General features: G+C 56.0%; 26 protein-coding genes. 5 read left to right on the top strand and 21 right to left on the bottom strand.

Annotated features, from left to right (window positions below):
• Window positions 1–37: 37 nt before the first annotated feature.
• The 6 genes from ribBA to AC0IM9_RS16215 form a co-directional block, all read right to left on the bottom strand.
• Window positions 38–1,150 (bottom strand): bifunctional 3,4-dihydroxy-2-butanone-4-phosphate synthase/GTP cyclohydrolase II, encoded by a 1,113-nt coding sequence (gene ribBA, locus AC0IM9_RS16240; RefSeq protein ID WP_140911210.1) that lies wholly within the window; start codon window positions 1,148–1,150, stop codon window positions 38–40.
• A complete protein-coding gene (locus AC0IM9_RS16235; protein WP_482804685.1) occupies window positions 1,147–1,803 on the bottom strand; it encodes a riboflavin synthase in 657 nt (218 codons plus the stop codon). Before AC0IM9_RS16235 ends, ribBA begins: the two co-directional genes overlap by 4 nt.
• 35 nt (window positions 1,804–1,838) lie before the next feature.
• A complete protein-coding gene (locus AC0IM9_RS16230) occupies window positions 1,839–2,093 on the bottom strand; it encodes a hypothetical protein (RefSeq protein ID WP_140911208.1) in 255 nt (84 codons plus the stop codon).
• A gap of 11 nt (window positions 2,094–2,104) precedes the next feature.
• On the bottom strand, window positions 2,105–3,202 hold the full coding sequence (gene ribD / locus AC0IM9_RS16225; protein ID WP_278211853.1) for a bifunctional diaminohydroxyphosphoribosylaminopyrimidine deaminase/5-amino-6-(5-phosphoribosylamino)uracil reductase RibD: 1,098 nt from the start codon (window positions 3,200–3,202) through the stop codon (window positions 2,105–2,107).
• A complete protein-coding gene (nrdR, locus tag AC0IM9_RS16220; protein ID WP_140911206.1) occupies window positions 3,192–3,650 on the bottom strand; it encodes a transcriptional regulator NrdR in 459 nt (152 codons plus the stop codon). Before nrdR ends, ribD begins: the two co-directional genes overlap by 11 nt.
• 66 nt (window positions 3,651–3,716) lie before the next feature.
• Complete coding sequence (locus AC0IM9_RS16215) at window positions 3,717–7,097, bottom strand: mechanosensitive ion channel domain-containing protein (protein ID WP_482804684.1); 3,381 nt, start codon at window positions 7,095–7,097, stop codon at window positions 3,717–3,719.
• A gap of 46 nt (window positions 7,098–7,143) precedes the next feature.
• On the opposite strand from AC0IM9_RS16215, the gene AC0IM9_RS16210 reads away from it, so the two are divergent.
• Window positions 7,144–7,797, top strand: coding sequence for a class II aldolase/adducin family protein (locus AC0IM9_RS16210; protein ID WP_482804683.1), 654 nt, complete (start codon window positions 7,144–7,146; stop codon window positions 7,795–7,797).
• 35 nt (window positions 7,798–7,832) lie between these two features.
• Complete coding sequence (gene grxC, locus AC0IM9_RS16205; RefSeq protein WP_278211850.1) at window positions 7,833–8,087, top strand: glutaredoxin 3; 255 nt, start codon at window positions 7,833–7,835, stop codon at window positions 8,085–8,087.
• A gap of 32 nt (window positions 8,088–8,119) precedes the next feature.
• Here the strand turns inward: grxC and AC0IM9_RS16200 are convergent, their stop codons facing one another.
• The 14 genes from AC0IM9_RS16200 to smpB form a co-directional block, all read right to left on the bottom strand.
• A complete protein-coding gene (locus AC0IM9_RS16200) occupies window positions 8,120–8,698 on the bottom strand; it encodes a PilZ domain-containing protein (protein ID WP_140911202.1) in 579 nt (192 codons plus the stop codon).
• 75 nt (window positions 8,699–8,773) lie between these two features.
• Window positions 8,774–9,964 (bottom strand): O-succinylhomoserine sulfhydrylase, encoded by a 1,191-nt coding sequence (locus tag AC0IM9_RS16195; protein ID WP_445370641.1) that lies wholly within the window; start codon window positions 9,962–9,964, stop codon window positions 8,774–8,776.
• A 1-nt stretch (window position 9,965) separates the two neighbouring features.
• A complete protein-coding gene (gene purF / locus AC0IM9_RS16190; RefSeq protein ID WP_140911200.1) occupies window positions 9,966–11,474 on the bottom strand; it encodes an amidophosphoribosyltransferase in 1,509 nt (502 codons plus the stop codon).
• 12 nt (window positions 11,475–11,486) lie between these two features.
• Window positions 11,487–12,005 (bottom strand): CvpA family protein, encoded by a 519-nt coding sequence (locus AC0IM9_RS16185; protein WP_278211848.1) that lies wholly within the window; start codon window positions 12,003–12,005, stop codon window positions 11,487–11,489.
• A gap of 32 nt (window positions 12,006–12,037) precedes the next feature.
• A complete protein-coding gene (locus AC0IM9_RS16180) occupies window positions 12,038–12,838 on the bottom strand; it encodes an SPOR domain-containing protein (RefSeq protein ID WP_482804682.1) in 801 nt (266 codons plus the stop codon).
• Window positions 12,839–12,849: 11 nt separating this feature from the next.
• Entirely contained in the window at window positions 12,850–14,115 is a 1,266-nt protein-coding gene (gene folC / locus AC0IM9_RS16175) for a bifunctional tetrahydrofolate synthase/dihydrofolate synthase (RefSeq protein ID WP_445370643.1), read from the bottom strand.
• A gap of 11 nt (window positions 14,116–14,126) precedes the next feature.
• The gene (gene accD, locus AC0IM9_RS16170; RefSeq protein ID WP_482804681.1) at window positions 14,127–15,059 is read right to left on the bottom strand and encodes an acetyl-CoA carboxylase, carboxyltransferase subunit beta; all 933 of its coding nucleotides are present in this window, start codon (window positions 15,057–15,059) and stop codon (window positions 14,127–14,129) included.
• A gap of 24 nt (window positions 15,060–15,083) precedes the next feature.
• Window positions 15,084–15,887, bottom strand: a complete 804-nt coding sequence (gene trpA / locus AC0IM9_RS16165; protein ID WP_482804680.1) for a tryptophan synthase subunit alpha — start codon at window positions 15,885–15,887, stop codon at window positions 15,084–15,086.
• Window positions 15,884–17,086, bottom strand: a complete 1,203-nt coding sequence (gene trpB, locus AC0IM9_RS16160) for a tryptophan synthase subunit beta (RefSeq protein WP_140911307.1) — start codon at window positions 17,084–17,086, stop codon at window positions 15,884–15,886. The genes trpA and trpB overlap by 4 nt, the downstream gene beginning before the upstream one ends.
• Before the next feature lie 23 nt (window positions 17,087–17,109).
• A complete protein-coding gene (locus AC0IM9_RS16155) occupies window positions 17,110–17,730 on the bottom strand; it encodes a phosphoribosylanthranilate isomerase (RefSeq protein ID WP_482804679.1) in 621 nt (206 codons plus the stop codon).
• Between the two features lie 114 nt (window positions 17,731–17,844).
• Window positions 17,845–18,633 (bottom strand): DUF2231 domain-containing protein, encoded by a 789-nt coding sequence (locus AC0IM9_RS16150; protein WP_482804678.1) that lies wholly within the window; start codon window positions 18,631–18,633, stop codon window positions 17,845–17,847.
• Window positions 18,634–18,666: 33 nt separating this feature from the next.
• The gene (locus AC0IM9_RS16145) at window positions 18,667–19,695 is read right to left on the bottom strand and encodes an FAD:protein FMN transferase (RefSeq protein WP_482804677.1); all 1,029 of its coding nucleotides are present in this window, start codon (window positions 19,693–19,695) and stop codon (window positions 18,667–18,669) included.
• Between the two features lie 21 nt (window positions 19,696–19,716).
• On the bottom strand, window positions 19,717–20,283 hold the full coding sequence (locus AC0IM9_RS16140) for a hydrolase (RefSeq protein ID WP_482804676.1): 567 nt from the start codon (window positions 20,281–20,283) through the stop codon (window positions 19,717–19,719).
• Between the two features lie 3 nt (window positions 20,284–20,286).
• Complete coding sequence (smpB, locus tag AC0IM9_RS16135; protein WP_482804675.1) at window positions 20,287–20,772, bottom strand: SsrA-binding protein SmpB; 486 nt, start codon at window positions 20,770–20,772, stop codon at window positions 20,287–20,289.
• Window positions 20,773–20,870: 98 nt separating this feature from the next.
• Between smpB and AC0IM9_RS16130 the strand changes: the two genes are divergently transcribed.
• Genes AC0IM9_RS16130 through AC0IM9_RS16120 form a run of 3 tightly spaced genes read left to right on the top strand, consistent with a single transcriptional unit; the run spans window position 20,871 to window position 22,938 of the window.
• Window positions 20,871–22,229: a sodium-dependent transporter gene (locus AC0IM9_RS16130; RefSeq protein WP_482804674.1), complete on the top strand. Its 1,359-nt coding sequence runs from the start codon at window positions 20,871–20,873 to the stop codon at window positions 22,227–22,229.
• Complete coding sequence (locus tag AC0IM9_RS16125) at window positions 22,230–22,667, top strand: type II toxin-antitoxin system RatA family toxin (RefSeq protein WP_222101861.1); 438 nt, start codon at window positions 22,230–22,232, stop codon at window positions 22,665–22,667. It begins immediately after the preceding gene.
• Complete coding sequence (locus AC0IM9_RS16120; protein WP_482804673.1) at window positions 22,657–22,938, top strand: RnfH family protein; 282 nt, start codon at window positions 22,657–22,659, stop codon at window positions 22,936–22,938. The genes AC0IM9_RS16125 and AC0IM9_RS16120 overlap by 11 nt, the downstream gene beginning before the upstream one ends.
• Window positions 22,939–23,167: 229 nt before the next feature.
• On the opposite strand, the gene AC0IM9_RS16115 is transcribed toward AC0IM9_RS16120, so the two are convergent.
• Window positions 23,168–23,737, bottom strand: coding sequence for a nitroreductase family protein (locus AC0IM9_RS16115; protein WP_482804672.1), 570 nt, complete (start codon window positions 23,735–23,737; stop codon window positions 23,168–23,170).
• Window positions 23,738–23,896: the final 159 nt, after the last annotated feature.

The following is a 23,896-nucleotide window of genomic DNA, read 5'->3' as shown; positions in this document are numbered from 1 at the left end:
TATTTACCTGATGAGTGAGAGATTGAGTTTGTTGCGGTCAATTGCCGGCATCGATATGTTCGACCACTTCCAGATCGAAACCGGACAAGCCGATGTATTTTTTTTGCGCGCCCATCACCTTGAGCCGGCGCACACCCAGATCGGACAAAATCCGCGAGCCGGCGCCGGTGGTGCGCCAATCGGCGTCGGCGCTGAGATCGCGACTGTGTTTGACGCCGTGGTCCTGCATTTGATAGCTATGGATCAATTCGACCAGATCCTTGTTGTTTTCTTTCTGCCGGATCAGCACCAGCACGCCGCGGCCGGCCTCGGCAATATTTTTTAGCGCTTCCCGCACCGGCAGACTGCAATCGCTGCGTTTGGAGAACAGCAAATCGTCGATCACGTTACGCGCATGCACTCGCACCAAAACCGGCTCGTCGCCGGCCACATCGCCCATGACCAAAGCCAGATGGACGTTGTCGTCGTTACAATCCTGGTAGGCATATAACCGAAAATCGCCGAACTCGGTCGGATAGGCGCATTCGCTGATGCGTTCCAGCGTGTTCTCGTGCTTGATCCGGTAATGGATCAAATCGGCAATCGTGCCGATTTTCAGATTATGGCGTTCCGCGAACGCCTCCAAGTCGGGACGGCGGGCCATAGAGCCGTCGTCGTTCAGAATTTCGACGATTACCGCGGCCGGCTCGACACCGGCCAAGCGAGCCAGATCGCAACCGGCTTCGGTATGCCCGGCCCGGTTCAGCACGCCGCCGGCCTGCGCCATCAGCGGAAAAATATGGCCCGGCTGGACCAAATCGCTGGGCTGAGCCTGTTTGGCAACGGCGGCTTGCACCGTCAACGCCCGGTCGGCCGCAGAAATGCCGGTGGTCACGCCCTCGGCCGCTTCGATCGACACGGTGAAATTGGTGGTATAGGGGGTGCGGTTGTCGTTGACCATCAGCGGCAGCCGCAGTTGCTGGCAACGTTCGCGGGTCAAGGTCAAACAAATCAGGCCGCGGCCGTATTTGGCCATGAAATTGATGTCTTCCGGGCGGACGAATTCGGCCGCCATCAACAAATCGCCTTCGTTTTCGCGGTCTTCATCGTCCATGATGATGACCATCTTGCCTTGGCGCAGATCGCCGATGATTTCTTCTATGCTGTTCATTGGATAAAGCCTGCGTCGTAAAGTAGCGCCTCGGTAATGGTCCCCCGGCCGCGGGCCGCAGCATCGCCTTGCATCAGGCGTTCCAGATAGCGGGCCAACAGATCGACTTCCAGATTGACCCGGTCGCCGACTTCGGCCTCGCCGAGCGTGGTTTCCTGCAAAGTGTGCGGCACGATATTTACGGCAAAGGTGGCGCCGTCGACGCTGTTGACCGTCAGGCTGATGCCGTCGATGCAAATCGAACCTTTTTCGGCGATGTATTTGGCCAGTGGGTCCGGCGCTTTAAACTTGAAGCGCCAGGAACGGCCGTCCGCGCGTTTTTCCAGAATTTGGCCGATACAGTCGACATGGCCACTGACGATATGCCCGCCCAGCCGGCTGCTTGGAGTCAGGGCCAATTCCAGATTGACCGGCATGCCCGGTTTGGCCTGACTTAAGGTCGTGCGCGACAAGGTCTCGTTAGATACGTCGGCACTGAAGCGATGCTCGGCCAATTCGACCGCGGTCAGGCAGACGCCGTTGACGGCAATGCTGTCGCCGAGCGCGCAGTCTCGCAGCGACAGCTTGCCGGTTTCGATGCTCAAGCGGCAATCTCCGCCCCTGGGTTGAACGGCCGCGATTTGGCCGACGGCTAAAACAATTCCGGTAAACATGATATTCGCTCGATGATTCGGGTTATGTTGGACCATCAACGTTTTTGCGGCTGTTCCGCCGGCTGCGCAGCGGAGTCCTGAGTTTTTTCGGTTTTGTGCGGTTTACGGTAAACGGTTACCGATTGGTAGACGCCGCTATGATAATCGTAAATTTCGATATCGCGCTCTTCACCGACGTATTTGCCGCCTTCGATTTTAACGGTTTTCGAGCTTTTCGATTCGTCGTCCTCGGCGCCCGCCCAGCCCGGCAACAACGATAATGACAACGTAAAAATGATGACAGTCCTCATAACGGCTAGCCCTAATCGGAAATTGTTTGCGGGCGGTACAGCAACCGTAAATCCGGGCCTACTTGCCGCACTTCCGCCAAAGTAAGTTTTTTCTTATCTTGCAGGCGCTGCAACTCCGGCATCCGGAACAGGCCGCGTCCGCTGTCGCCCAAAACGCATGGCGCCATATAAATCAACCACTCGTCGACCAGGCCGCTATTCAACAAAGCGCCGTTCAAGGTCGCGCCAGCCTCGATCCAGACCGTGTTGATCTGCCGCTCTGCCAGCAATCTGCACACCTGGTGCAAATCGGTTCCTCCGGCTGTCGCATCGACCTGAAACACCTTGTAGCCGGCATCCAGCAGACGCTGTCGTTTTACCGAATCGCTGCTGGAAGTGACGATCCAGACTTCCGCAGAATCCTGCAACATCCGCGCAGCGAGCGGCATGCGCAAATGGCTGTCCAGCACCACTTTCACAGGCTGGACCACATCGAAATCGACTCGCGCGCTCAATGAAGGATCGTCTGCCAACACCGTGTCGATTCCGGTCAAAACCGCGCTGCTGGCGGCTCGCCAACGTTGGACATCCTGCCGCGACAGCGGAGAGGTGATCCACTGGCTTTCTCCGCCGGCCATCGCTGTGCGCCCGTCCAGACTCATGGCCAACTTGCTGCGAATCCACGGCAAACCTTGGCTCATCCGTTTGAAAAAGCCGCGGTTCAAATTTTCCGCTTCGCTTTGCAACACACCGCAAACCGCTTCGACCCCGGCCGCAGCAAGCTGCTGCAAGCCACGGCCCGATACCAGCGGATTCGGATCTTGCATCGCGGCGACCACCCGTGTCACACCTGCTGCAATCAATGCCTCGGTGCAGGGCCCGGTCTTGCCTTGATGACTGCAAGGTTCCAGCGTGACGTAGGCCGTGGCGCCGCGGGCGTCACCGGCCCGACTCAACGCGTCGACTTCGGCATGAGCGTAACCGGCGCGCTGGGTCCAACCCTCGGCAATGATTTCGCCATGTTTGACCAACACGCAACCGACGTGGGGATTGGGGTCGGTCGTGTAAAGGCCGTTTTGCGCCAGTTTCAAAGCCCGCGCCATAAAGGCGGCGTCTTGGCTAGGCGTCATGCTTCTGCAGATTTTCGATCACGGCGGTGAAATCGGACACATCCTGGAAACTGCGGTAAACCGAGGCGAAACGCACGAAAGCCACGTGATCAAGCGCTTTCAGTTCGTTCATCACCATTTCGCCCAGCTCGCGCGCCGGAATTTCCCGCTCACCCTTAGCCGTCAGCGCCTTTTTGATCCGGCTCAACGCGGCTTCGACGGCATCGACCTGCACCGGCCGTTTTTCCAGTGCGCGCTGCATACCTGCCCGCAGTTTTTGTTCGTCGAAACTTTGCCGGGCGCCGCTACGTTTGATAATCCGCGGCAGGGTCAATTCGACCACTTCGAACGTGGTAAAACGCTCTTTGCAGGCCACGCACTCCCGCCGACGCTTGACTTGGTCGCCGTCGTCGGCCAGACGGGTGTCGATCACCCGCGTGTCTTGTGCAGCGCAAAACGGACAACGCATGTTAAAAATCGAAACTGGGTTTAAAGGGATGCATTTTATTACAGAACCCAGTGATATTGAAATCGGCTAATAGCTGGCACCGCCCTCGTTCAATACGCCTTTCGCGACCGACCGGATATGCACGTCGCGTTGCGGATACGGGATTTCGATATGGTGGGCCTGTAACGCTTCGTAGATCTGAATATGCAATTTGTGGGTAGCGACGGCCCGATCGCTCAGCTCGCGCACGAACACATTGACTTTGAATTCCAATGCGCTTTCGCCGAAACCGACGAAACTGATCACCGGTTCCGGATCGGCCAGAACTTGTTCGGTGTTTTTTACCGCTTCGCTCAGGATCTGTTCCACCAACTCGATATCGGAGCCGTAGGACACGCTGACCGGTACCACTACCCGGGTTACGGTATCGGACAAGGTCCAGTTGATCAGCTGGTCGGTAATGAAGGTCTTATTCGGCACCACCAACTCCTTGCGGTCCCAATCGACGATGTGGGTGGCCCGCATTTGAATCCGGCTGACCCGGCCGGTAACGTCGCCCACGGTAACGGTATCGCCGACCCGAATTGGCCGTTCGAACAACAGGATAATGCCCGACACCATATTGGCGAAGATCTCCTGCAAACCGAAACCCAAACCCACGCTGAGCGCCGCCACCAACCATTGCACCTGCGACCAACTGCCGCCAAGCTCGTTGGCGACAGCCAAAAAGGCAATCGAAACCAAACTGTAACGCACCAACTGAATCAGGGCGTAACGGCCGCCGGCGGTCATGGCGAATTTACCGGCCGTAGCCAAGTCGACCAAGGTTGGAAAATTGCCGACGAACAAAAACGCCAGTCCGATATACAGCAAACACAGCAGGAGATTGATCAACGTGATCGGCTGCAGTGCCTCCTTGCCGTCGACGATTTGGGCGTGCTGCCACAGCACGATTTGGTCGAATACCGAAAATGCCGGCAGGATATCGCTCCAGATCAGCCAAGCACCAACCACGAGCAACACGCCGGTTATCGTGGTCAAAAATTTATGGCCCTGCTGGTTGATTTTGGAGATGTCCAACAAATCATCTTCCAACGGAATCGCCGGCTCGGCGCCGGTCGCGGCTGCCGCCTGTTCGGTCTGTTTGCGCTTTTGGCGGGCATTTTGCAGCGCCAGGCGCCGCTCGGTATTTCGCAACCAACGTAACACCAAGGCCTGGAACAAGGAGACGAAAAACACCAATCGCAGACTGTCGATCAGCTTTTGTTCCAACTCCAACGCACTTTGGAAATAGCCAGCCACCGCGAAGCCGATAATCGCCAGCGGCGTCAGTACCGCAATCGTATACCAGACGTAACGCAACCGACTGACCCAACCCTCCGACTGTTGGTAAAAATAGCGACCCAGCCCGGTTTGCGGCTGCGTCAAACGGTGAAAGACGTAGCTGAAGGTCAGCATCATCGCAATCAGCGCGCTACGCCCCAAGGCATAGCTGTGTTCGGAAAACAAGTCGCTCCCGGTCATCGACATAATGAATATGGCTGGCAGCAACAAAAACCGGGCCCATTTCATTTGGCCGTAAAGCAGACTGGTGGCATGCTCCGGCCAATGGAAAAGGGTTTCGGCGATACCGCCGGGTTTGAACAGGCGAAAGAAAAATTGTACGACAAACAACGATACGGCTGTAACGACCATCCCCTCGGCGAAGGCGTGGCTGAAAAAATCGGCGCGGGCGTTCAATAACAATACGCCGCCGATCCAGGCCATTAATAACCCGCCGTATAAAGACAACAGCATCAAATATCCCATGCCGGATAGAATCTCGCCGAAACTATGGCCTATCGGATTTTTGACCAGCAAGCGCCCCAGCTTGAGTTTAAGATTCAAGCGAAAACGCCAATGCAGGACCACTATCCCCAAACCGACCAGCGCTAACATCGGATAATTCGCGATGCTCTCGGCAAAATCGGCGGCCACCCGCAGCCAATTGCCCGGATTCAGAAACCAGATCAACGACGAGAAAATGTCCTTCAAATAGTGTTTGTCGATCACCGGCGCGCTGGGCACCCACAGCAAACGCTGGTCGAGATAGGCACTGAATTTGTCGGCCACCCCCAGCATTTGCTGCAAACTGAAATCGACGTCGCCGAGTAAGCGGCCATAGTCGTTATAACTGGAGGCCAGCCGCATCACCAAATCTTTGCGGTCGTTCAACAACATGCGCAACTCGGTACGGATCCGCAATTTCTCCGCGTCGTCCGTCTCCGCTGGCAACTGGCCGATTTGATCCAGTAACACTTGATTGACATCGGCCAACTCTTTCTTCGCCTCATCCAGTTTGAACATTTCCAAACTCGCCAGCGCAATTTGCGCCTGGATATCGTCGTTCAAACGGGCAAACTGCTTTCTCTGCGGCACGTTACGGCGCTGTTCGCGCAGTAGGTTGCCCAAGGCCGGACTCAAACCGGCGAGATTGATTTTTTGCTCGGCGCTTTGAAAGTCTTTTTCCAATTGTTTGCCGCGGGTATCGATCTCGGTTTTTTGCAGCAGGTATTGCTCCATGTTTTTATTGATGTCCTGCAGCTTGCGGTTGTATTGCATGTTCTGCTTGGTTGCAGCTCTAATCAGCGGATGCTTGCTTTCGGCTTCTCTCTCCGCCTGCGCCAATTCGGCCTGCTCCTTGTCAATTTGCTGCTGGCGCCGATCCAATAAAAAATTATCCAGATCGGCAATGGTCAGAGCTTCCAACTCCCGTTGCAACGACGCCAGATGCATCCGGTCCTTTTCGACCTGCAACCGGAGCGGGCTGCTGATGTTTTCCAGCTCCAGCGTTTTCAAACTGCTATTCAACAGGCGAATCCGGGTATCCAGTTGGATTTGGCGGGCTTCGCGCTCGTAAAGACTGTCGGCGGCGCGCGCGACCAAACTTTGTTGCTCCTGTAAACTGGATGCCTGCTTGTTTTTGATTTCGGCAATTTTTTCCCGAATCAGTTGCGGCCGGCTATTTAGTTCGCCGATTTGCGCTTCGATCCGGCTGATTTCGGCATCCAGATCGCTGAGACGGGTCTTTTCGATAATTAAGCGCTGCTCCAGTTCGTCGGTCGGAAATAGCGCCAACTTTTCCGCTTTGCGATTTTTTAAGTTGTTTTCCGCTTCGGCAATCTGGCCGGCGATTTGTTTGGCAACAACCGGATACAAACTCAACGCCTGCTTGAAGGAATCGGCTTGGGCATCCTGAGCTTCGGCCTCGCTCAAATTGTCGTCGCTTTCACGGTAGGCGGCCAAAATCCGGTTCTTGATCTCTTCGGCCAGATTTTGCTTGTCCTTGATCGATTGCACCCGCTGCTGAATATCTGCCCGGGTCACGGCTTTGATGGCCGTAGCCGGCGCAGCTGCGGCCGAAAAGGCATCGCCCGCCAACAACATCAATAAAAAAAACAGGCTATGCAGCAAAAAATTCAAGTTCATGAGTTAGTGTAATCAGCGTAAAACAAAATAGCCGGCTGGAGTTCCTATGCTTAACGATCGCGAAGGCGTGATCAAATACCGTCTCGACCACCAATACCAAGCACTGCCCGCAGACACCGATCTGCGCGCGATCAATGCTTGGCGCAACATCATGTATCGCCTCGGTTTGATAGGTCGTATCGCCGGCAAATACGATGGCCTCGGTTTCGGCAACATCAGTAGCCGTCGGGTTCCCGGCGAGAACGGCTTTTTGGTATCCGCCACCCAGACCGGCGATCTGCCCCAGCTCGGCCCGGAACATTACGCCTGGGTCACGGCGGCGTCGCCACAGCAGAATCGGCTGCAGTCCTTGGGCCCGGCCCAACCCTCTTCGGAAGCCTTGACTCACGCGGTGATCTACCAGTTGTTGCCGCCGGTGCAGGCCGTCATCCACGTACATTGCCCGGAAATTTGGCACAATAACGCAAATTTGCAGCTGGCGCATACCGCCGCGCAGGTACCCTACGGTACTCCGGAGATGGCCGACGCCGTGGCAACGCTATTGCGAAATTCTGGGAGCGTCGACCACGGCATATTTGCCATGCTCGGACACCTGGACGGCGTCGTCGCCTACGGCGGCTCGCTGCAGCAAGCAGCAGAGTTATTGATTGCTCGGCTGGCCATGGCCTTAGCGCTTGAGCAAAACCAGCCGGGCCGCTAGAATGCCAGCTTTATTAGCATTTATTAATTTTTATCATGCCGGAAATCATCATCTACACCACCAAAATTTGCCCTTATTGCACGATGGCGAAACGCTTGCTGGAGCGTAAAGGAGCCGGTTACACCGAAATCAACGTCGATGCCGAGCCGGGCTTGAGAGAGCAGATGATCGAGAAAACCCAACGCCGCACGGTGCCGCAGATATTCATCGGCAATCGCCACATCGGCGGATTTGACGACTTGCAAGCGCTGGACAGAAATCAGGAGCTGGATCCGCTACTGCGGGATTGAAACTAAAGCGAGCCCTGTTCGGGCCGAGCATTTTAGCGGATAGTGACTAACTGCAGGCCGATGCGGGTGCTGATTTCGTTACTGTCGTACCAGACGATTTTGCCCAACGCGCTCAAGCCCAACTCTGGGCACTGCACTTTGACCGGAGCGTTGATTTTGATGGCTGGCGAATTGCCGGCCAGTTTCAGACACATGCCTTCCACCGAGCGGTCTAGCCCTTCCACCAAAAAACGTTCCTTGTCGACGAATAACTCCGCCTTAAAATGTTCGGCCTTGCGGTATCCGCGGCGCTTGCGCCACAGTTTTTGGGCGTTGTGTACTACGTCGCGAAACTCCAGACCCATCATTATGCGGTTGCGATCGCGCTTGACCCAGACAATGTCAACCTCACCGGCCAACTGCAACTCGGCGACAAAAATTTCCGCGCGCCGGCTTTGTTCCAACAGAACTTCGAAATCCCGAATAGTCGTCAACAAATCGCCAGGCGCAACCTCAAGCATCGCGCCGTTCAGCGAAACATCGTAGCAATTGATCTGCAGCGTCTCGCCGCCCACGTACAGCCTACCTTCGGCATTAAAGTTTTTTCGGTATTCTTTTCTATCCTGAAACATGCTCGAAATCTCTAAGGAATGTCCGACAAAGATAGCTTATTTTTGGCTCAACGTTCGCCCGCCCGGCCCCGTGTTTCAGACCAAACCCAAACCGACCGCCAAATCGGCCTTGATGTCGTCGAGATTTTCCAGACCGACCGAGATCCGCACCAGACTGTCCTTAATCCCCGCTTCGGCGCGGGCCTCCGGCGACAGCCGGCCGTGAGTGGTCGTAGCCGGATGCGTAATTGTGGTTTTGACGTCGCCCAGATTAGCCGTTATCGACAGCATCCGCGTCGCATCAATCAAACGCCAGGCTTCTGCCTTGCCGCCCTTTAGTTCGAAACTGACTACCGCGCCGAAATGGCTTTGCTGACGCTTGGCCAGTTCGTGCTGGGCGTGAGACGCCAACCCCGGATAATGCACCTTGGCGACGGCGTCCTGCTGTTCCAGCCATTGGGCCAGGGCAAAGGCGCTGTCGCAATGCGCTTTCATCCGAATCGCCAGCGTTTCCAAACCGCCCAAAAACACCCAGGCGTTGAACGGACTCAGCGTTGCGCCGCCGGTACGCAGATAGGGGTAGACCTGCTTTTCGATGATCTCGTTGTTGGCGACCACCGCGCCGCCAACGCAGCGTCCCTGACCGTCAATATACTTGGTCGTCGAATGCACCACGATATCTGCGCCCAACGCCAGCGGCTGCTGCAAAATCGGCGTGCAAAACACGTTGTCCACCACCAACAGACAACCGTGTCGATGGGCGATATCGGCCAAAGCCCGGATATCGGCAATTTCGATCAGCGGATTCGACGGCGTTTCCAGAAACAGAAACCGGGTATTGGGCTTGATGGCCGCTTCCCAAGCGGCAGGATCGGTCAAACTGACGAAATCGGTCTCGACTCCGAATTTGCCGAAATAATTTTGAAAAGCCAGGACCGTGTTACCGAATACGCTACGCGAACACACCACATGGTCGCCGGCCTTCAATAAAGCCATCCCTACCGCCATGATCGCCGCCATTCCTGACGCAAACGCCAGACAGCGCTCGCCTTTTTCCATTAGCGCCAGACGCTCCTGGAAGGCCGCGACTGTCGGGTTGGTAAAGCGCGAATAAATGTTGCCGGGCAACTGGCCGGTGAATTTGAGCGACGCCTCCTCGGCCGAGCCGAACACATAGCTGGAGGTCGCAAAAATCGGCATGCTGTGCTCAGACTCGTGAGTCCGATGCTGGCCGGCGCGTATGGCTTGGGTTTCTGCGGCAAAATCCTGCCAATCCGGTTGACTCATATTATTTCGCCACCTGCATTTCGATGATAAAACTGCTGCTGTTGCGCTGCTCCTGGGCGTGGTCGTTGCGCAAGGCTTCGATTCTCGCCAAGTAGGCGTCGTCTATGTCGCCAGTAACATAATCGTGACTGAAGCAAGAGGTATCGAAATGTTTGATCTTAGGATTACCGCGACCTACCGCTTCGATCAAATCGTCGAGATCCTGGTAAATCAGTTTATCGGCACCCAGTGCTTTGCACACCTCGGCTTCACTTCGGTCGTGGGCAATCAACTCATGCGCGGCCGGCATATCGATGCCGTAGACGTTCGGATAACGCACCGGCGGCGCCGCGGAGGCAAAATACACCTTTTTGGCACCGGCGTCGCGTGCCATCTGAATAATCTGCTCCGAGGTGGTGCCGCGCACAATGGAGTCGTCTACCAACAACACGTTTTTACCGTCGAATTCCAACGAAATCGCGTTCAGCTTTTGTTTTACCGACTTTTTGCGCAGCTTCTGGCCGGGCATGATGAAGGTGCGACCGATGTAACGATTTTTCATAAAGCCTTCGCGAAACTTCACACCCAAGTCATGGGCGATTTGCGAAGCGGCGGTACGACTGGTGTCCGGAATCGGAATCACCACGTCGATATCGTGGTCCGGCCATTCGCGCAGAATCTTTAACGCCAATTTTTTGCCCATCCGCATCCTTGCCTTATAAACCGAAATGTTGTCGATGATCGAATCCGGCCGAGCGAAATAGACATATTCGAAGATACACGGGCAATGATCGGTGACCTCGGCGCACTGGCGGGTATGCAATGTGCCGGAAGCCTCGATGAACACGGCTTCGCCCGGTGCCAAATCGCGGATCAGACGAAAATCCAACACGTCCAGTGCGACGCTCTCCGAGGCAATCATGTAATCGACGCCATCCTCGGTTTTGCGTTCGCCGAACACGATCGGTCTGATGCCGTGCGGATCGCGAAAACCCAATACGCCGAAGCCGGCAATCATCACCACCACCGCATAAGCGCCGCGGCAACGTTTATGCACGGCGCTAACGGCTTGAAACACATCCTCTACCGTCAAGCGCAATTTGCCGAACTGCTGCAATTCGTGAGCGAACACATTCAGTAACACTTCCGAATCGGAATCGGTATTGATATGGCGCTGGTCGTCGACGAACACTTGGCGCTTCAGTTCTTCGGTATTGGTCAGATTGCCGTTGTGGGCCAGGGTCAGGCCGAACGGCGAATTGACGTAAAACGGTTGCGCCTCGGCCGAACTGGTGCAACCGGCGGTCGGATAACGCACGTGCGCAATGCCCATGTTACCTTTCAACTTCATCATTTGTTCGGTTGAAAACACGTCTCTGGCCAAACCGTTGTCTTTGCGCAGATGCAAACGGCCGCCTTCGCAGGTGACTATACCGGCAGCATCCTGACCGCGGTGCTGCAACACCGTCAGCGCATCGTACAGGTCCTGGTTAACACTTTGATTGGAAACAATAGCGGCAATACCACACATAGCTGATCCGGATTATCGATAATGAATGTAATCCGCCAAGCCTGCCGGCATCTGGGTTTTCAACCAGACCGCCAAGGCTTGAAACGGAGGAATGAGAACGGATTGTTTCCACCACGGATCTTCCGGCAATGGTGTGACCCCGGCCAGAATCACCAGAATGGAAACCAGCACGGCCCCGCGGGCAATGCCGAACAACATGCCGAGCAGGCGGTCGCTGCCGCTCAAGCCGGTTTTTTCGATCAATTGGCTCAACAGAAAACTGATCAGGCTGCCCAATATTAAAGTCGCGAAAAACAGCAAGCCGAAACTCGCGGCGATGCGGGCCGACGGATAGCTGATCGTGGTTTGCAGCAACACCGCAAGCTCCCGGCTGTAATGGGTCGCCACCCACACCGCCGCAATCCACAGCACCAACGCGAAAGCCTCCTTGATAAAACCGCGCACCAAACCCATCACCGCCGACATCGATATGATGGCGATAATGGTGTAATCAACCCACAGCAGCTTGTCCCAAGCAACCAAGTCCGGCATCGTTCAGAGATCTATCGATCCGTACGCAAAATTTACTCGTCGGCGGAGACAAAGCTGTTGACGTTGATCTGCGCCAACTTGGCTTTGACGGCCTGGGCTTTGGCTTTGTCGACGATGGGCCCGATCCGAACTTTAAATACCGTGCCTTTATCGCCGGCGGCTTCTTTGATCGTCGCGGCAAAACCCTGCTGCTTCAAACTCTCTTGCAAACTGGCGGCGTTGGCTCTTTGACTGAAGGTACCGACCTGCAAATACCAGCGATTGGTTTCCTCGGCCGGAGCGGCGGGCTTGATCGCTGGCGGCGCTACCGGCGCCTGCGTTTGCAGTTCCGGTTTCGCTTCGGCTGGTTTTGCCAGAGGCTTCAAAGGTTTCGGCACCGGTGCAACCCCTGGCAACGGTTGAACCGGGGCAACAGGTTTTGTGGTTTTTGGCGCTATCGGCAAATCTTCAGCCTCAGCCGGTTCTTCTTCGACAGGCGCTAATGCCCGCGGTGGCGGCGCGGCCGGCGTTATCGGCGCGGTATCCCGCGCGCCTAGTTTCAGTTGCGGTTTCGGCGCCTCGAATTCGGCCTCGGCTTCGCCTTCCTCAACGAACTTGGGTACGGGCTTTCCGGTACTGGCCGGAGCCTGCGCTTCAGCGACATCTTCCGTTTTTTCCGGAAGCGGCATGATTTCCACATCCTGGGTCTTGGCAGGCAGCTCGGGAATTTTCAGTTCGCTGATATTTTTGCCGGTTTCGTCGATCGGGTCGTCGAACAACATCGGTACGAAAATCGCGGCCAATGCAGTGATCACCGCCGCCCCAATCAATCGCTGTTTCAATTCTTGATCCATTACGATCCCCTCTAGGAAAATTTAGCCAAATATTCGGATACCAGAAAAAACGAGCCGAACACCAGAACCAGCTCGTCCGGTCCGGCCGCGGCCCGCGCCGCTTCAAATGCGGCCGAAAAATCGGCGAAGCCGTTTTCGAAGTTCGCCATCTGCAACTGGCGGAAATGGGATTCGATCAATTCGGGCGTGGCGGCGCGCGGATTGTCGAGCGGAGCCAGATACCACTTGGCCACCCTAGCCCGCATCATTTTCAACACGCTGCCGATGTCTTTATCGCGCATCATGGCAAATACGGCATGAATTCTGGTTTCGGGAAAATAGTCGCTCAGGTAATCGATCAAGGTACCGACCGCTTGCGGATTGTGGCCGACATCCAGCAACACCTGCGGCGTCCCCGGAATCAACTGAAACCGACCCTGCAGTTTGGCCGCGTTCAAACCGGCACGGATCGCCGCCTCGTCCACCGGCAAGTTCTCCTGCAACGCCGAAACCGCCATCAGCACCGCCGCCGCATTCCGGTATTGGTGTTCACCTTTAAAAGCCGGAGCCGGCAAACCGGCGTAGACTCGATCGCCTGCACGCCAAGCCCAGGTTTCACCGTATTTTTGGTAAGCAAAAGCTTCGTCCAATTGGTAAACCTCGGCACCGATCTGCTCGGCCACCTGCCGTAACGAAGCCGGTGCCGCGGCATCGCCAATCACGGCTGGCACCGATTGCCGAAAAATGCCGGCTTTTTCCCGGCCTATCGCTTCGACGGTATTGCCCAACCAATCGACATGGTCCAAGGCGATGGTGGTCACCAGAGCAACATCCGGATCGACGATGTTAACCGCATCCAGCCTGCCGCCCAAACCCACTTCCAATAACTGTACATCCAGATCGGCTTCGGCGAACAAACACAAGGCCGCCAGTGTGCCGAATTCGAAATAGCTCAGACTGGTTTCGCCGCGGGCCATATCGATTCGGGAAAATACCCGGCAGATGTCGGCATCGTCAACTGCACGGCCGTCTATACGGATCCGTTCGTTGTAGCGCAGGATGTGGGGCGATGTGTAGGCACCGACTTTATAGCCCTGGGCTCGGTAGATTGCTTCCAGATATGCCACGCAGGAGCCCTTGCCGTTGGTGCCGCCGACCGTGACGGTCAAGGGTTTACGCCTGGTCGGATTGAGCTGCCGGTATACGCCGGCAACTCGTGCCAAGCCTAAATCGATCGAGCGCGGATGTAATTGTTCCTGCCAGGCCAGCCAAGCTTGCAGTGAATCGAAACGCGCCATTTCGACCGGTTTTAGTCTGTTATCGGCAAGGTTTCGCTGACTGAGCCTGGATTCGAATCGGCCGTTTCGCTCGTTGCCGCAGCGGCGGTTGCGGCTTCGCGTAAAATCGCCAGAATGCTGGCTATTTTATCGCGCATCTCCCGGCGATCAATGATCATATCGATCGCGCCGTGCTCCTGCAAAAACTCGCTACGCTGAAAACCTTCCGGCAACTTTTCCCGCACCGTCTGTTCGATCACGCGCGGCCCGGCGAATCCGATCAACGCGTCGGGCTCGGCCACATTGATGTCGCCCAACATTGCCAAACTGGCCGATACGCCGCCCATTGTCGGGTCCGTCATGAACGAGATATAAGGAATGCCGGCCTCAGCCAGTTTGGTTAGGGCTGCGCTGGTTTTGGTCATTTGAAACAACGAAAACAACGACTCCTGCATCCTGGCGCCGCCGCTGGCGGTGAAGACAATGAACGGGGCGCCGCTACGCAGGCTTTCGTTGACGCCGCGCACGAAACGCTCGCCCACTACCGAGCCCATCGAGCCGCCCATAAAGCCGAAATCGAAGGCCGCCGCCACAATCGGATAGCCTTTCAAAGTGCCCTTCATCACCACCAGAGCGTCGTTTTCGTTGCTTTGCTTTTGCGCCTGACTGATCCGGTCCTTGTACCGCTTGCTATCCTTGAATTTCAGCGGATCGGCCGGTTTCAGACCGGCACCGATTTCCTGGCGATTGTCGTCGTCCAGAAACATGTTCAACCGCTTGCGTGCGGAAATCCGCAAATGGTGTTCGCACTTGGGGCACACGCTGAAGTTTTTTTCCAGTTCGGCATTGAACAGTATCGCGTCGCAACGCGGACACTTGTTCCACAAGCCTTCCGGGACCGTGGTGCGTTTTTGCGACGATTCGGTTCGTATTGCAGAGGGAACCAATTTCTCAAACCAACTCATTCGGGGTGATCTCCGCTATGTAGCTCAGTGGTCCATTGCTTGGCGCATGGACTTTAACAATTCGATAATTTCGCGTTTGGCCTGCTCGGGATCGTCGAGATTGGCTTCAACCTTACTAATCAGCGCGCTGCCCACCACTACGCCGTCGGCAATGGCGGCAATCGTCCGCGCCGTATCGGCATCCTTGACGCCGAAACCGACGCCGACCGGCAAATCGGTATTGGCCTTGATCATTTGCAACTTGTCTTCGACGTCGGCCGTATCCAAATGACCGGCACCGGTGACGCCTTTCAACGAGACATAATAAAGGTAACCGCTGCCGACCTCGTGCATTTTGCGGATCCGATCCGGCGTGGTGTTCGGCGCCAACAGAAAGATCTGGTCGATGCCGCGCTCGCGCAGCAATTTGACGCAATCCTCCGATTCTTCCGGCGGTAAATCGACTGTCAACACCCCGTCGACGTCGGCACGCTGTACCGCATTGGCAAAACCTTCGTAGCCCATGATTTCGATCGGATTCAGGTAACCCATCAACACCAGCGGCGTAGTTTGATCGGTTTTGCGAAATTCCATTGCCATCGCCAGCACTTTGCGTAGCCCGACATGGTGGGACAAGGCGCGCTCGCTGGCGCGCTGAATCACCGGACCGTCGGCCATCGGATCGGAAAACGGCACGCCCAGTTCGATCACGTCGGCACCGGCTTTGACCATTTCGTGCAGCATCGGCACGGTGAATTCGGGATACGGGTCGCCGGCGGTAATGAACGGAATCAAAGCCTTGCGCCCGGAAGCTTTCAATTCGGCGAATTTGGCGGCTAGACGGCTCATAGGCTGATCCCCTCGCGTTGCATGATGGTGTGCATGTCCTTGTCGCCGCGGCCGGACAGGTTAACGACAATGACTTGATCTTTGCGCATCGTCGGCGCCAATTTCATCGTGTAGGCCATAGCATGGCTGGATTCCAGCGCCGGAATGATGCCTTCCATCTTGGTCAGCGCGTGGAAGCCCTGCAAGGCTTCGTCATCGGTGATATTGGGGTACTCGGCCCGCCCGATGTCTTTCAGCCAGGCATGTTCCGGACCGACGCCGGGATAATCCAGACCGGCGGAAATGGAATGGGTTTCGATGATCTCGCCGTCGTCGTCTGCCATCAGATAGGTGCGGTTGCCGTGCAGTACACCGGGGCGGCCGGCGGACAGCGGCGCGGAATGGCGGCCGCTGGCGATACCGTCGCCGGCCGCTTCGACCCCATACATTTTCACTCCGGCATCGTCGATGAACGGATAAAACAGGCCAATGGCATTGGAACCGCCACCGACGCAGGCGACCAACGCATCCGGCAATTTACCGGCTTGGTCCAAGCATTGTTGGCGGGCTTCGCGGCCGATCACCGCTTGGAAATCGCGCACCATCGCCGGATAAGGATGCGGACCGGCCACGGTGCCGATGATATAAAAGGTGTTGTCGATATTGGTCACCCAATCGCGTAGCGCTTCGTTCAACGCGTCCTTCAGGGTTTTGGAGCCGGATTCGACCGGCACCACGGTGGCGCCCAACAGTTTCATCCGGTACACATTTAACGCCTGGCGGGCGACATCGACCGCACCCATGTAAACCACGCATTCCAATCCCAGCCGCGCTGCGACGGTGGCGGTGGCGACGCCGTGCTGGCCGGCGCCGGTTTCGGCGATGATGCGGGTCTTGCCCATCCGTTTGGCCAGCAAGGCCTGACCGACGGTATTGTTCACTTTATGGGCGCCGGTGTGGTTCAGGTCTTCCCGCTTCAGATAAATTTGGGCGCCGCCCAGGTGATCACTCCAACGTTGAGCGTGGTACAACGGCGACGGCCGACCGACATAATCGCGCAGATCCGCGTCCAGTTCGGCAATGAAATCCGGATCGTCGATATAGCGCTGGTAGGCTGCGTTGAGTTCGGTAATCGCCGGCATCAGCGTCTCGGCTACAAAGATGCCGCCATAAGGACCGAAATGCCCCCTGGCGTCCGGCATATCGTACTTGTCACCCAAAGGGTATGTGTCAGTCATAATTCTCAAGTCGCTTGATTAGTTATTCTTATGAATTCGGCCATTTTCGCCGCATCCTTGATGCCCTTCCCGGCCTCAACACCGCTGCTGACATCCAACGCATACGGCTTTACCGCAATCACCGCCGCACCGGCGTTCTCCGCTGTCAAACCACCCGCCAATATCAACGGCAGCGATCGTCTTTGCGGAATCAAATCCCAGTCAAAACCGCTACCGCTTCCCCCCGGCAGACCCGGATGGTAGGCATCCAGTAACAATCCGGCGGCATCGGCATATCGGCTTTCCAACTGCGCTACGTCAATGCCAAGCCGCATCCGGACAGCCTTGATATACGATTTGCGATAGATCCGACAGGCTTCCGCCGGCTCTTCACCGTGGAATTGCAGGCAATCCACCCGCACTTTGTCCAATACTTCCCGAATCATGCCCGGCTCGGCATCGACGAACAAGGCTACCACGCTGACGAACGCCGGCAAGGCTTCGCTGATCGCCGCCGCTTGTTCGATTTCGACATGACGCGGACTGGGCGGGTAAAACACCAATCCAATCGCATCGGCACCCAGCCGACCGGCCTGCACCGCATCGTCGACATTGGTAAAGCCGCATATTTTAACGCGGGTACGCATAGCCAAGCTCATAAAAAATGGCGGCGTAGGATACCACAGCTAAACCGGAAATCATGCCCGCACCCAACAAAAAAGGCCGGACGAACCAGCCTTTGCCGCGCCTTCAGCGACAGCTCAGTGCGCATGTTTGTGGTTATGCTGGTGCGGGTGGCTTGCAGCTGCCGGGGCAGGATCGCCTTGCGAATGCTGCGCGCCGTCCTGATGGATGGCGCTGCCTAAGCCCAATTGCTGCTTCACCACCGGCTCGTCGTGATCGACCGGTTGGTCGAAATCGGGAGTGCCGTGTTCATGTTCCTGCGCCGCAGCCCGATTCGCATCGGCGGCCGCCTCGACCGCGACGCCGTATTTGTAAACCATCAGGCCACCCAAATCGGCTGTAAACATCAGCAAGCCGGCCAGCACTCCGGCCAGCAGCAAGTAAAACGCGTTGGCCGGACCGGCCGGATGGGTTTTGCTGATTCCGCGCCACACCGCCAGAAATGCGGCCAGACCGAATACCGATATCGCCAAATGTTCGTGGCTTTCCATGATCTCGTGGACATCGCCGCCGTGGGCAACCGTATCCGCCGCAATAAAACCGAAGGTCGCGGTAATCCCGGCAAAGGCGACGCCAAGATACAACAGCCAGCCGGCGACCCGGCGCCACTCGGCGCGACCGGCCAGGGTGCCGACCAGATCCACTGCAAAAAACAGACTCAACAAGGCGATCGGAAAATGCACGAATAACGGGTGCAAATTCTGCAATGCCGCGATTCCCGGCATTAAATCGTGGAAGGTTTCGGCCGGCGATTGCCGGACTGCGGTCTCCAAAAACGCCAGCAGACTATCGACGCCGCCGGCCACGCCGCCGCTGTCGGCACCGCCATGTATCGAAAATCGGATTTGACTGTCTAGTCCCAACATGAATCCCCCTGGTTTCGGCGCTCCGGCCTTGGCTTAATTGATTGTGACTGCGGTCGAGGTCGTCAGCGCCCGAGTCTTGCTTTCGACGAATTCGCTGCCGCGCTGCTGAATGAATAAAGCCTGCAGTTTCTCGTTATCCGCCAACTTCATACCCTCTTCCTGACCCAGACAAAGCAAGGCCGTCGACCAAGCATCGGCCACCGTCGGATTTTCGTGGAAAACCGTCACCGCCACCAAATCATGCCCCACCGGCCTGCCGTTGCGCGCATCCAGAATGTGGCTGTAGCGCTGGCCTTTCAGATCGAAATAGTGGCGATAAGTGCCGCTGGTCATCACCGCCATCGGCGCATCCTTCGGCAAAGTCACCGTCTTATGCATCATTCTTTCGCCGGGCAAGGGTTTTTCGACGGCGATGATCCAGGCTTTGCCGTCGGGTTTATGGCCATTCGATTTCAGTTCCCCGCCGATTTCCACCAGATAATTTTGTATCCCCAAGTGTTCCATGGCTTCGGCAACTTTGCCAACACTGTAGCCCTGAGCGATGGAGGACAAATCGACGCGAAGACTTGGTAATTTCTTCAACAAATGCACGTCGTCGACGATTTCCAATTTGGACATACCAACACTCGCCAACGCGGCATCGATAGCGGCCTGGTCCGGCACGTGCAATTCGTCGTTTTGAAAACCCCAAAGTTCGAATATAGGCTTGACGGTCAGATCGTAACAACCGGAACTGAGCTGACTGACCGTGTGCGCTACTTTGACCAGGGCAACGATTTGCGCGTCCACCGTCTGGCCAACCGTCGCGGCAGACACATTGAATTGCTCGATTGCGGAATCGGGCCGGTAGTTCGACAACAATTTATCCAGCTCCGCCAGCGTCTTGTCGACTTCGGCCTGCACTTGCTTGCCATCCACAACCTGCTCCGACCAATAGCTGACATGGTAGGTGGTGCCTTGGGCAAAGCCCTCGAATTTCTGCACCGGCAGCTGCGGTTCACCGCCGCAAGCCACCAGCAATAACGCTCCCAGTATCGGTCCGATCCATGTCGTCCGTATCATTTATCCCCCACGATGGTGTTTTTAACGCAATAAACCGGAAATAGCCTTAAACCGTTCATGCTTGGCATCGCGCAACCATTCGAACAATACCGATTCGTGGCAGCTCAGCGTCACACCCTGCTGCTGCATGCGCTGCAAAGCGAAGGCCTTATGTTCGGCATGCCGCGAGCAGACGGCGTCGGTAAGCACATGTATCTGGTAACCCCGATGCTGCAATTCAAGCGCAGTCTGCAGGACGCACACATGGGTTTCTTGGCCGGCCAGCACTATCTGCTTGCGTCCCAGTGCCGCCAACGTGCCGTCAAAGCCTTCCGCCGCGCAGCAGGAAAACCCGGTTTTGGCGAACACGTTCGCCGCGGCCGGCAATCGCTCCAACAAATTGGCTTGAGTCGGCCCCAGCCCTTGCGGGTACTGTTCGGTCACGATGACCGGTACATCCAGCAAAGCCGCCCCTTGCAGCAGGCGCTCGCAGTGCAACGACATCTGTTGCGATTCGGCTGCCGCCATCGCCGCACTGAGGCGGGTTTGGATATCCACCAGCAGCAGGACGCTGTTATTTGCGTCGAGTAAATTGGGATGAGAAGACATGGCTTAGCCGTGTTTCATGATGCGCGCCTTGTCGCGTTGCCAATCCTTGTCCTTGGCCGCCGCGCGCTTATCGTGCAGTTTTTTACCTTTAGCCAAGCCGATTTTCAGTTTGGCCCGGCCTTTAATCCAATACATGGACAGCGGGATCAGAGTGTAGCCTTTGCGTTCCACCGAGCCGATCAACCTGTTCAGTTCGCGCCGGTGCAACAGCAGCTTCTTGCGCCGCACCGCGTCCGGGTTGACGTGGGTCGAGGCCGACAGCAGCGGCGACACGTGGGCGCCGCACAGCCAAGCTTCGCCGCGTCTGATTTCAACGTAGCTTTCCTTCAACTGTACCCTGCCGTCGCGCAGACTCTTCACTTCCCACCCTTCCAGCACCAACCCGGCTTCGAATTGCTCGTCTATCGTGTACTCATGCGTGGCTTGCCGGTTTACCGCAATGGTGTTGTCGTTGGCTTTAGAGTCCTTTTTCGATTTTTTGGCGGCCATCTGGTGCTAGGATTTTTTAGACTGACTGAAAACGGGAATTTTGTTATTTTACTCACACACCCGTTAAATAACGACTTAAAAAACACAGGGCGCATCACATGAGCGATAAAACCCGATCCATTCACGGCGAATGGTCATCCCGCTTTGCATTTATTTTGGCCGCCACCGGATCGGCGGTGGGATTGGGTAATATCTGGAAATTTCCGTACATCACCGGCGAAAACGGCGGCGGTGCCTTCGTGATGGTGTACTTGGCCTGCGTTGCCGCAATCGGCGTGCCGATCATGATCGCCGAGATCATGCTCGGCCGGCGCGGCCGGCAAAGCCCCATCAACACCATGCAAAACCTGAGTGCGGAAGCCGGCGCCGACCCGCGCTGGCATTACCTGGGCTGGCTGGGCATGATCGCCGGCTTTCTGATCCTTTCTTACTACAGCGTAATTGCCGGCTGGGCCATGGCCTATATTTTCAAAGCCTTCTTCGGCGGCTTCTTCGGCACCGACGCCGGCGAGGTCAAAGCCATGTTCGACGGCCTGATGGCCAGCCCGATCCAGCAATTGTTCTGGCATACGCTGTTCATGATCATCACGATGCAGGTGGTGATGCGCGGCGTGCAAGGCGGCTTGGAAAAAGCCGTGCGATTTTTGATGCCGGCCTTGTTCGTGATTCTGATGATATTAGTGGCTTATGCGATGTCGTCGGGCGCCTACGAGCAAGGCATCGAATTTTTGTTCAGCCCGGATTTCAGCAAAATCGACGCCGATGCGGTATTGACCGCGATGGGCCACGCCTTCTTCACTTTGAGCCTGGGCATGGGCGCCATCATGGTTTACGGCTCCTACCTGCCAGGCCATGTCTCGATCGCCAAAACCACGTTCTTTATCGCCGGCGCCGATACCATGGTCGCACTGCTGGCCGGCATCGCGATCTTCCCACTGGTGTTCGCCAACAACCTGGAAGCGGCAGCCGGACCGGGACTGATCTTTCAAACCCTGCCGCTGGCTTTCGGCCACATGGGCGGCGGTTGGCTGTTCGGCGTGCTGTTTTTCGTTTTGCTGTTTTTTGCGGCGCTGACTTCCTCAATTTCGTTGATCGAACCGGCTGTGGCCTGGCTGGTGGAAAATAAAGATCTCGAACGCAACCGGGCCTGCGTCTGGGCCGGTAGCGCCTGTTGGGCTCTGGGTGTCGCCGTGGTGTTTTCGTTCAACATCTGGTCCGGCCACAAATGGTTCGACAAAAATCTGTTTGAATTGCTGGACTACCTGACCGCCAACCTGATGTTGCCGATCGGCGGTTTATGCATCGCCCTGTTTGCCGGCTGGAGCATGCGCCAGACCGATGCCGAACAGGAATTGGAATTGCCGGCGCAAGGTTTTCAGGTCTGGCAATTTTTGATCAAATACGTCGCGCCGGCCTCGGTCTTTCTGGTATTCCTGCACGTACTCGGAGTGCTGTAAATGATTACGGTGGTACAAAAAAGCGCGCTGGTGAAATTTTCCGCGCAGCAGATGTTCGATCTGGTCGACGACATCGAATCCTATCCCAAATTTCTGCCCTGGTGTTCAGGCAGCCGGGTGCTGCGCCGCGAGGGCGATATCGTCGAAGGCCAGATCGACATCGCCAAAGCCGGTTTTCACAAGTCGTTCACCACCCGCAACAAAATCGACCGCGGCGGCCGGATTCAGATCAGCCTGCTCGACGGGCCGTTCAAATCATTGGAAGGTTTTTGGAGCTTTATGCCGTTGCGCGAGGACGCCAGCAAAATCTCGCTGGATCTCGAGTTCGAAATTTCCAGCGCTTTCGCCAGCCTGGCCTTCGGCCCGGTATTCAACCAAATCTGCAACACCATGGTCGGTTCCTTCACCCAACGCGCCAAAGCCCTGTATGGCGGCTGATCCGATTCAGGTCGAAGTGGCCTACGCCCTGCCGGAACGGCAAATTCTGATTCGGCTGACGCTGGCGGCCGGCACTACTGCGGTAGAGGCGATATCCGAGTCAAACATCGCCAGCCAACTCCCCGACATCGATCTGGCGCAGCAAACCATCGGCATCTTCGGCGCGGCTTGCGCCCCGGATAAAGTTCTGGCCGACGGCGACCGCGTCGAAATCTACCGGCCGCTACGGAAAAATCCGATGGAAGCCAGGCGGGAACGGGTAAAAAAGTGACGGCATCAAAATTGTATGCCTAACATAGTCCTATCCAGATGCTGCGCAGAGCCCAGAGTTTTTATCGACAAATACTCAAACGGGGCCGCAGGAATGTCACACTACTGAGGAGTCGACTGGAAAACCCATTCGAATGCCCCGATACAAAAGCTCCGAAGCGTAGGATCAGAACGCCATGCGCACCGCGTTAATAAAGTCGCAGCGACAGCGCACATTAAGCGATTGAACGTCAATTCTTGATCTGCTCAACTTCAGTGAATCCGCAAGCTTGGGGCATAAATACCCGATTATATTTTCGACGTATGCCTGTTTTGCAGTCTTCCTCTTCGACATTGAATTTAACTCGAACTTTGTCGCTTCCTTCATCGACTATATCAAAGCCGTTAATCGAAGTTGCAATATCGTTTAGTTCAACCCCATCACTATCATGCCCACAAAAACCCGAAACCGGATTTTCTTTCGCAAATAGAAGATCTTTGACGGCAAAGGATTCTATTTTTTTTCCAGGAACTAGATAGAGAATCCTGTAGCCGTATTCCCAATTACCTCGTGATAGATTCGATGTGCTAATCAAAACGAATCGTTTTTGGTTCCCGCCGATAAACTCGCGTTTTATTGAAATTTCCGGCCAATAATGCCCGCCCACGAGCTCGTATGAATTGTCATTTGCGTCATAAAAATACAAACCCTGATCAATACGGCCGGCATTGGTTACAGTAACCAAGAACTCGCTTTTGTTCAGTCGAAAACAATCATCTGGACGTGCTTGATTAGGTCGAGAGTCATAAAACAACTTCAACGGCTTAAAGTCGAGAGATTCTAAGACAGAGTCTGAAATGGTTTAATGAACCCGGACACTTCAAAAGGCAGACTTTATACTGTCAGCAGAGGTGACCATGACAAACGAGCAAAAACACAAACGGCCCAAATACAGTCTGGAATTTAAGCAAGATGCCGC

This window comes from Methylomonas sp. Uni0011 (assembly GCF_056850255.1).
Note: the sequence above shows the minus strand (reverse complement) of the source record. Positions and strands in the feature narration are given on the sequence as shown.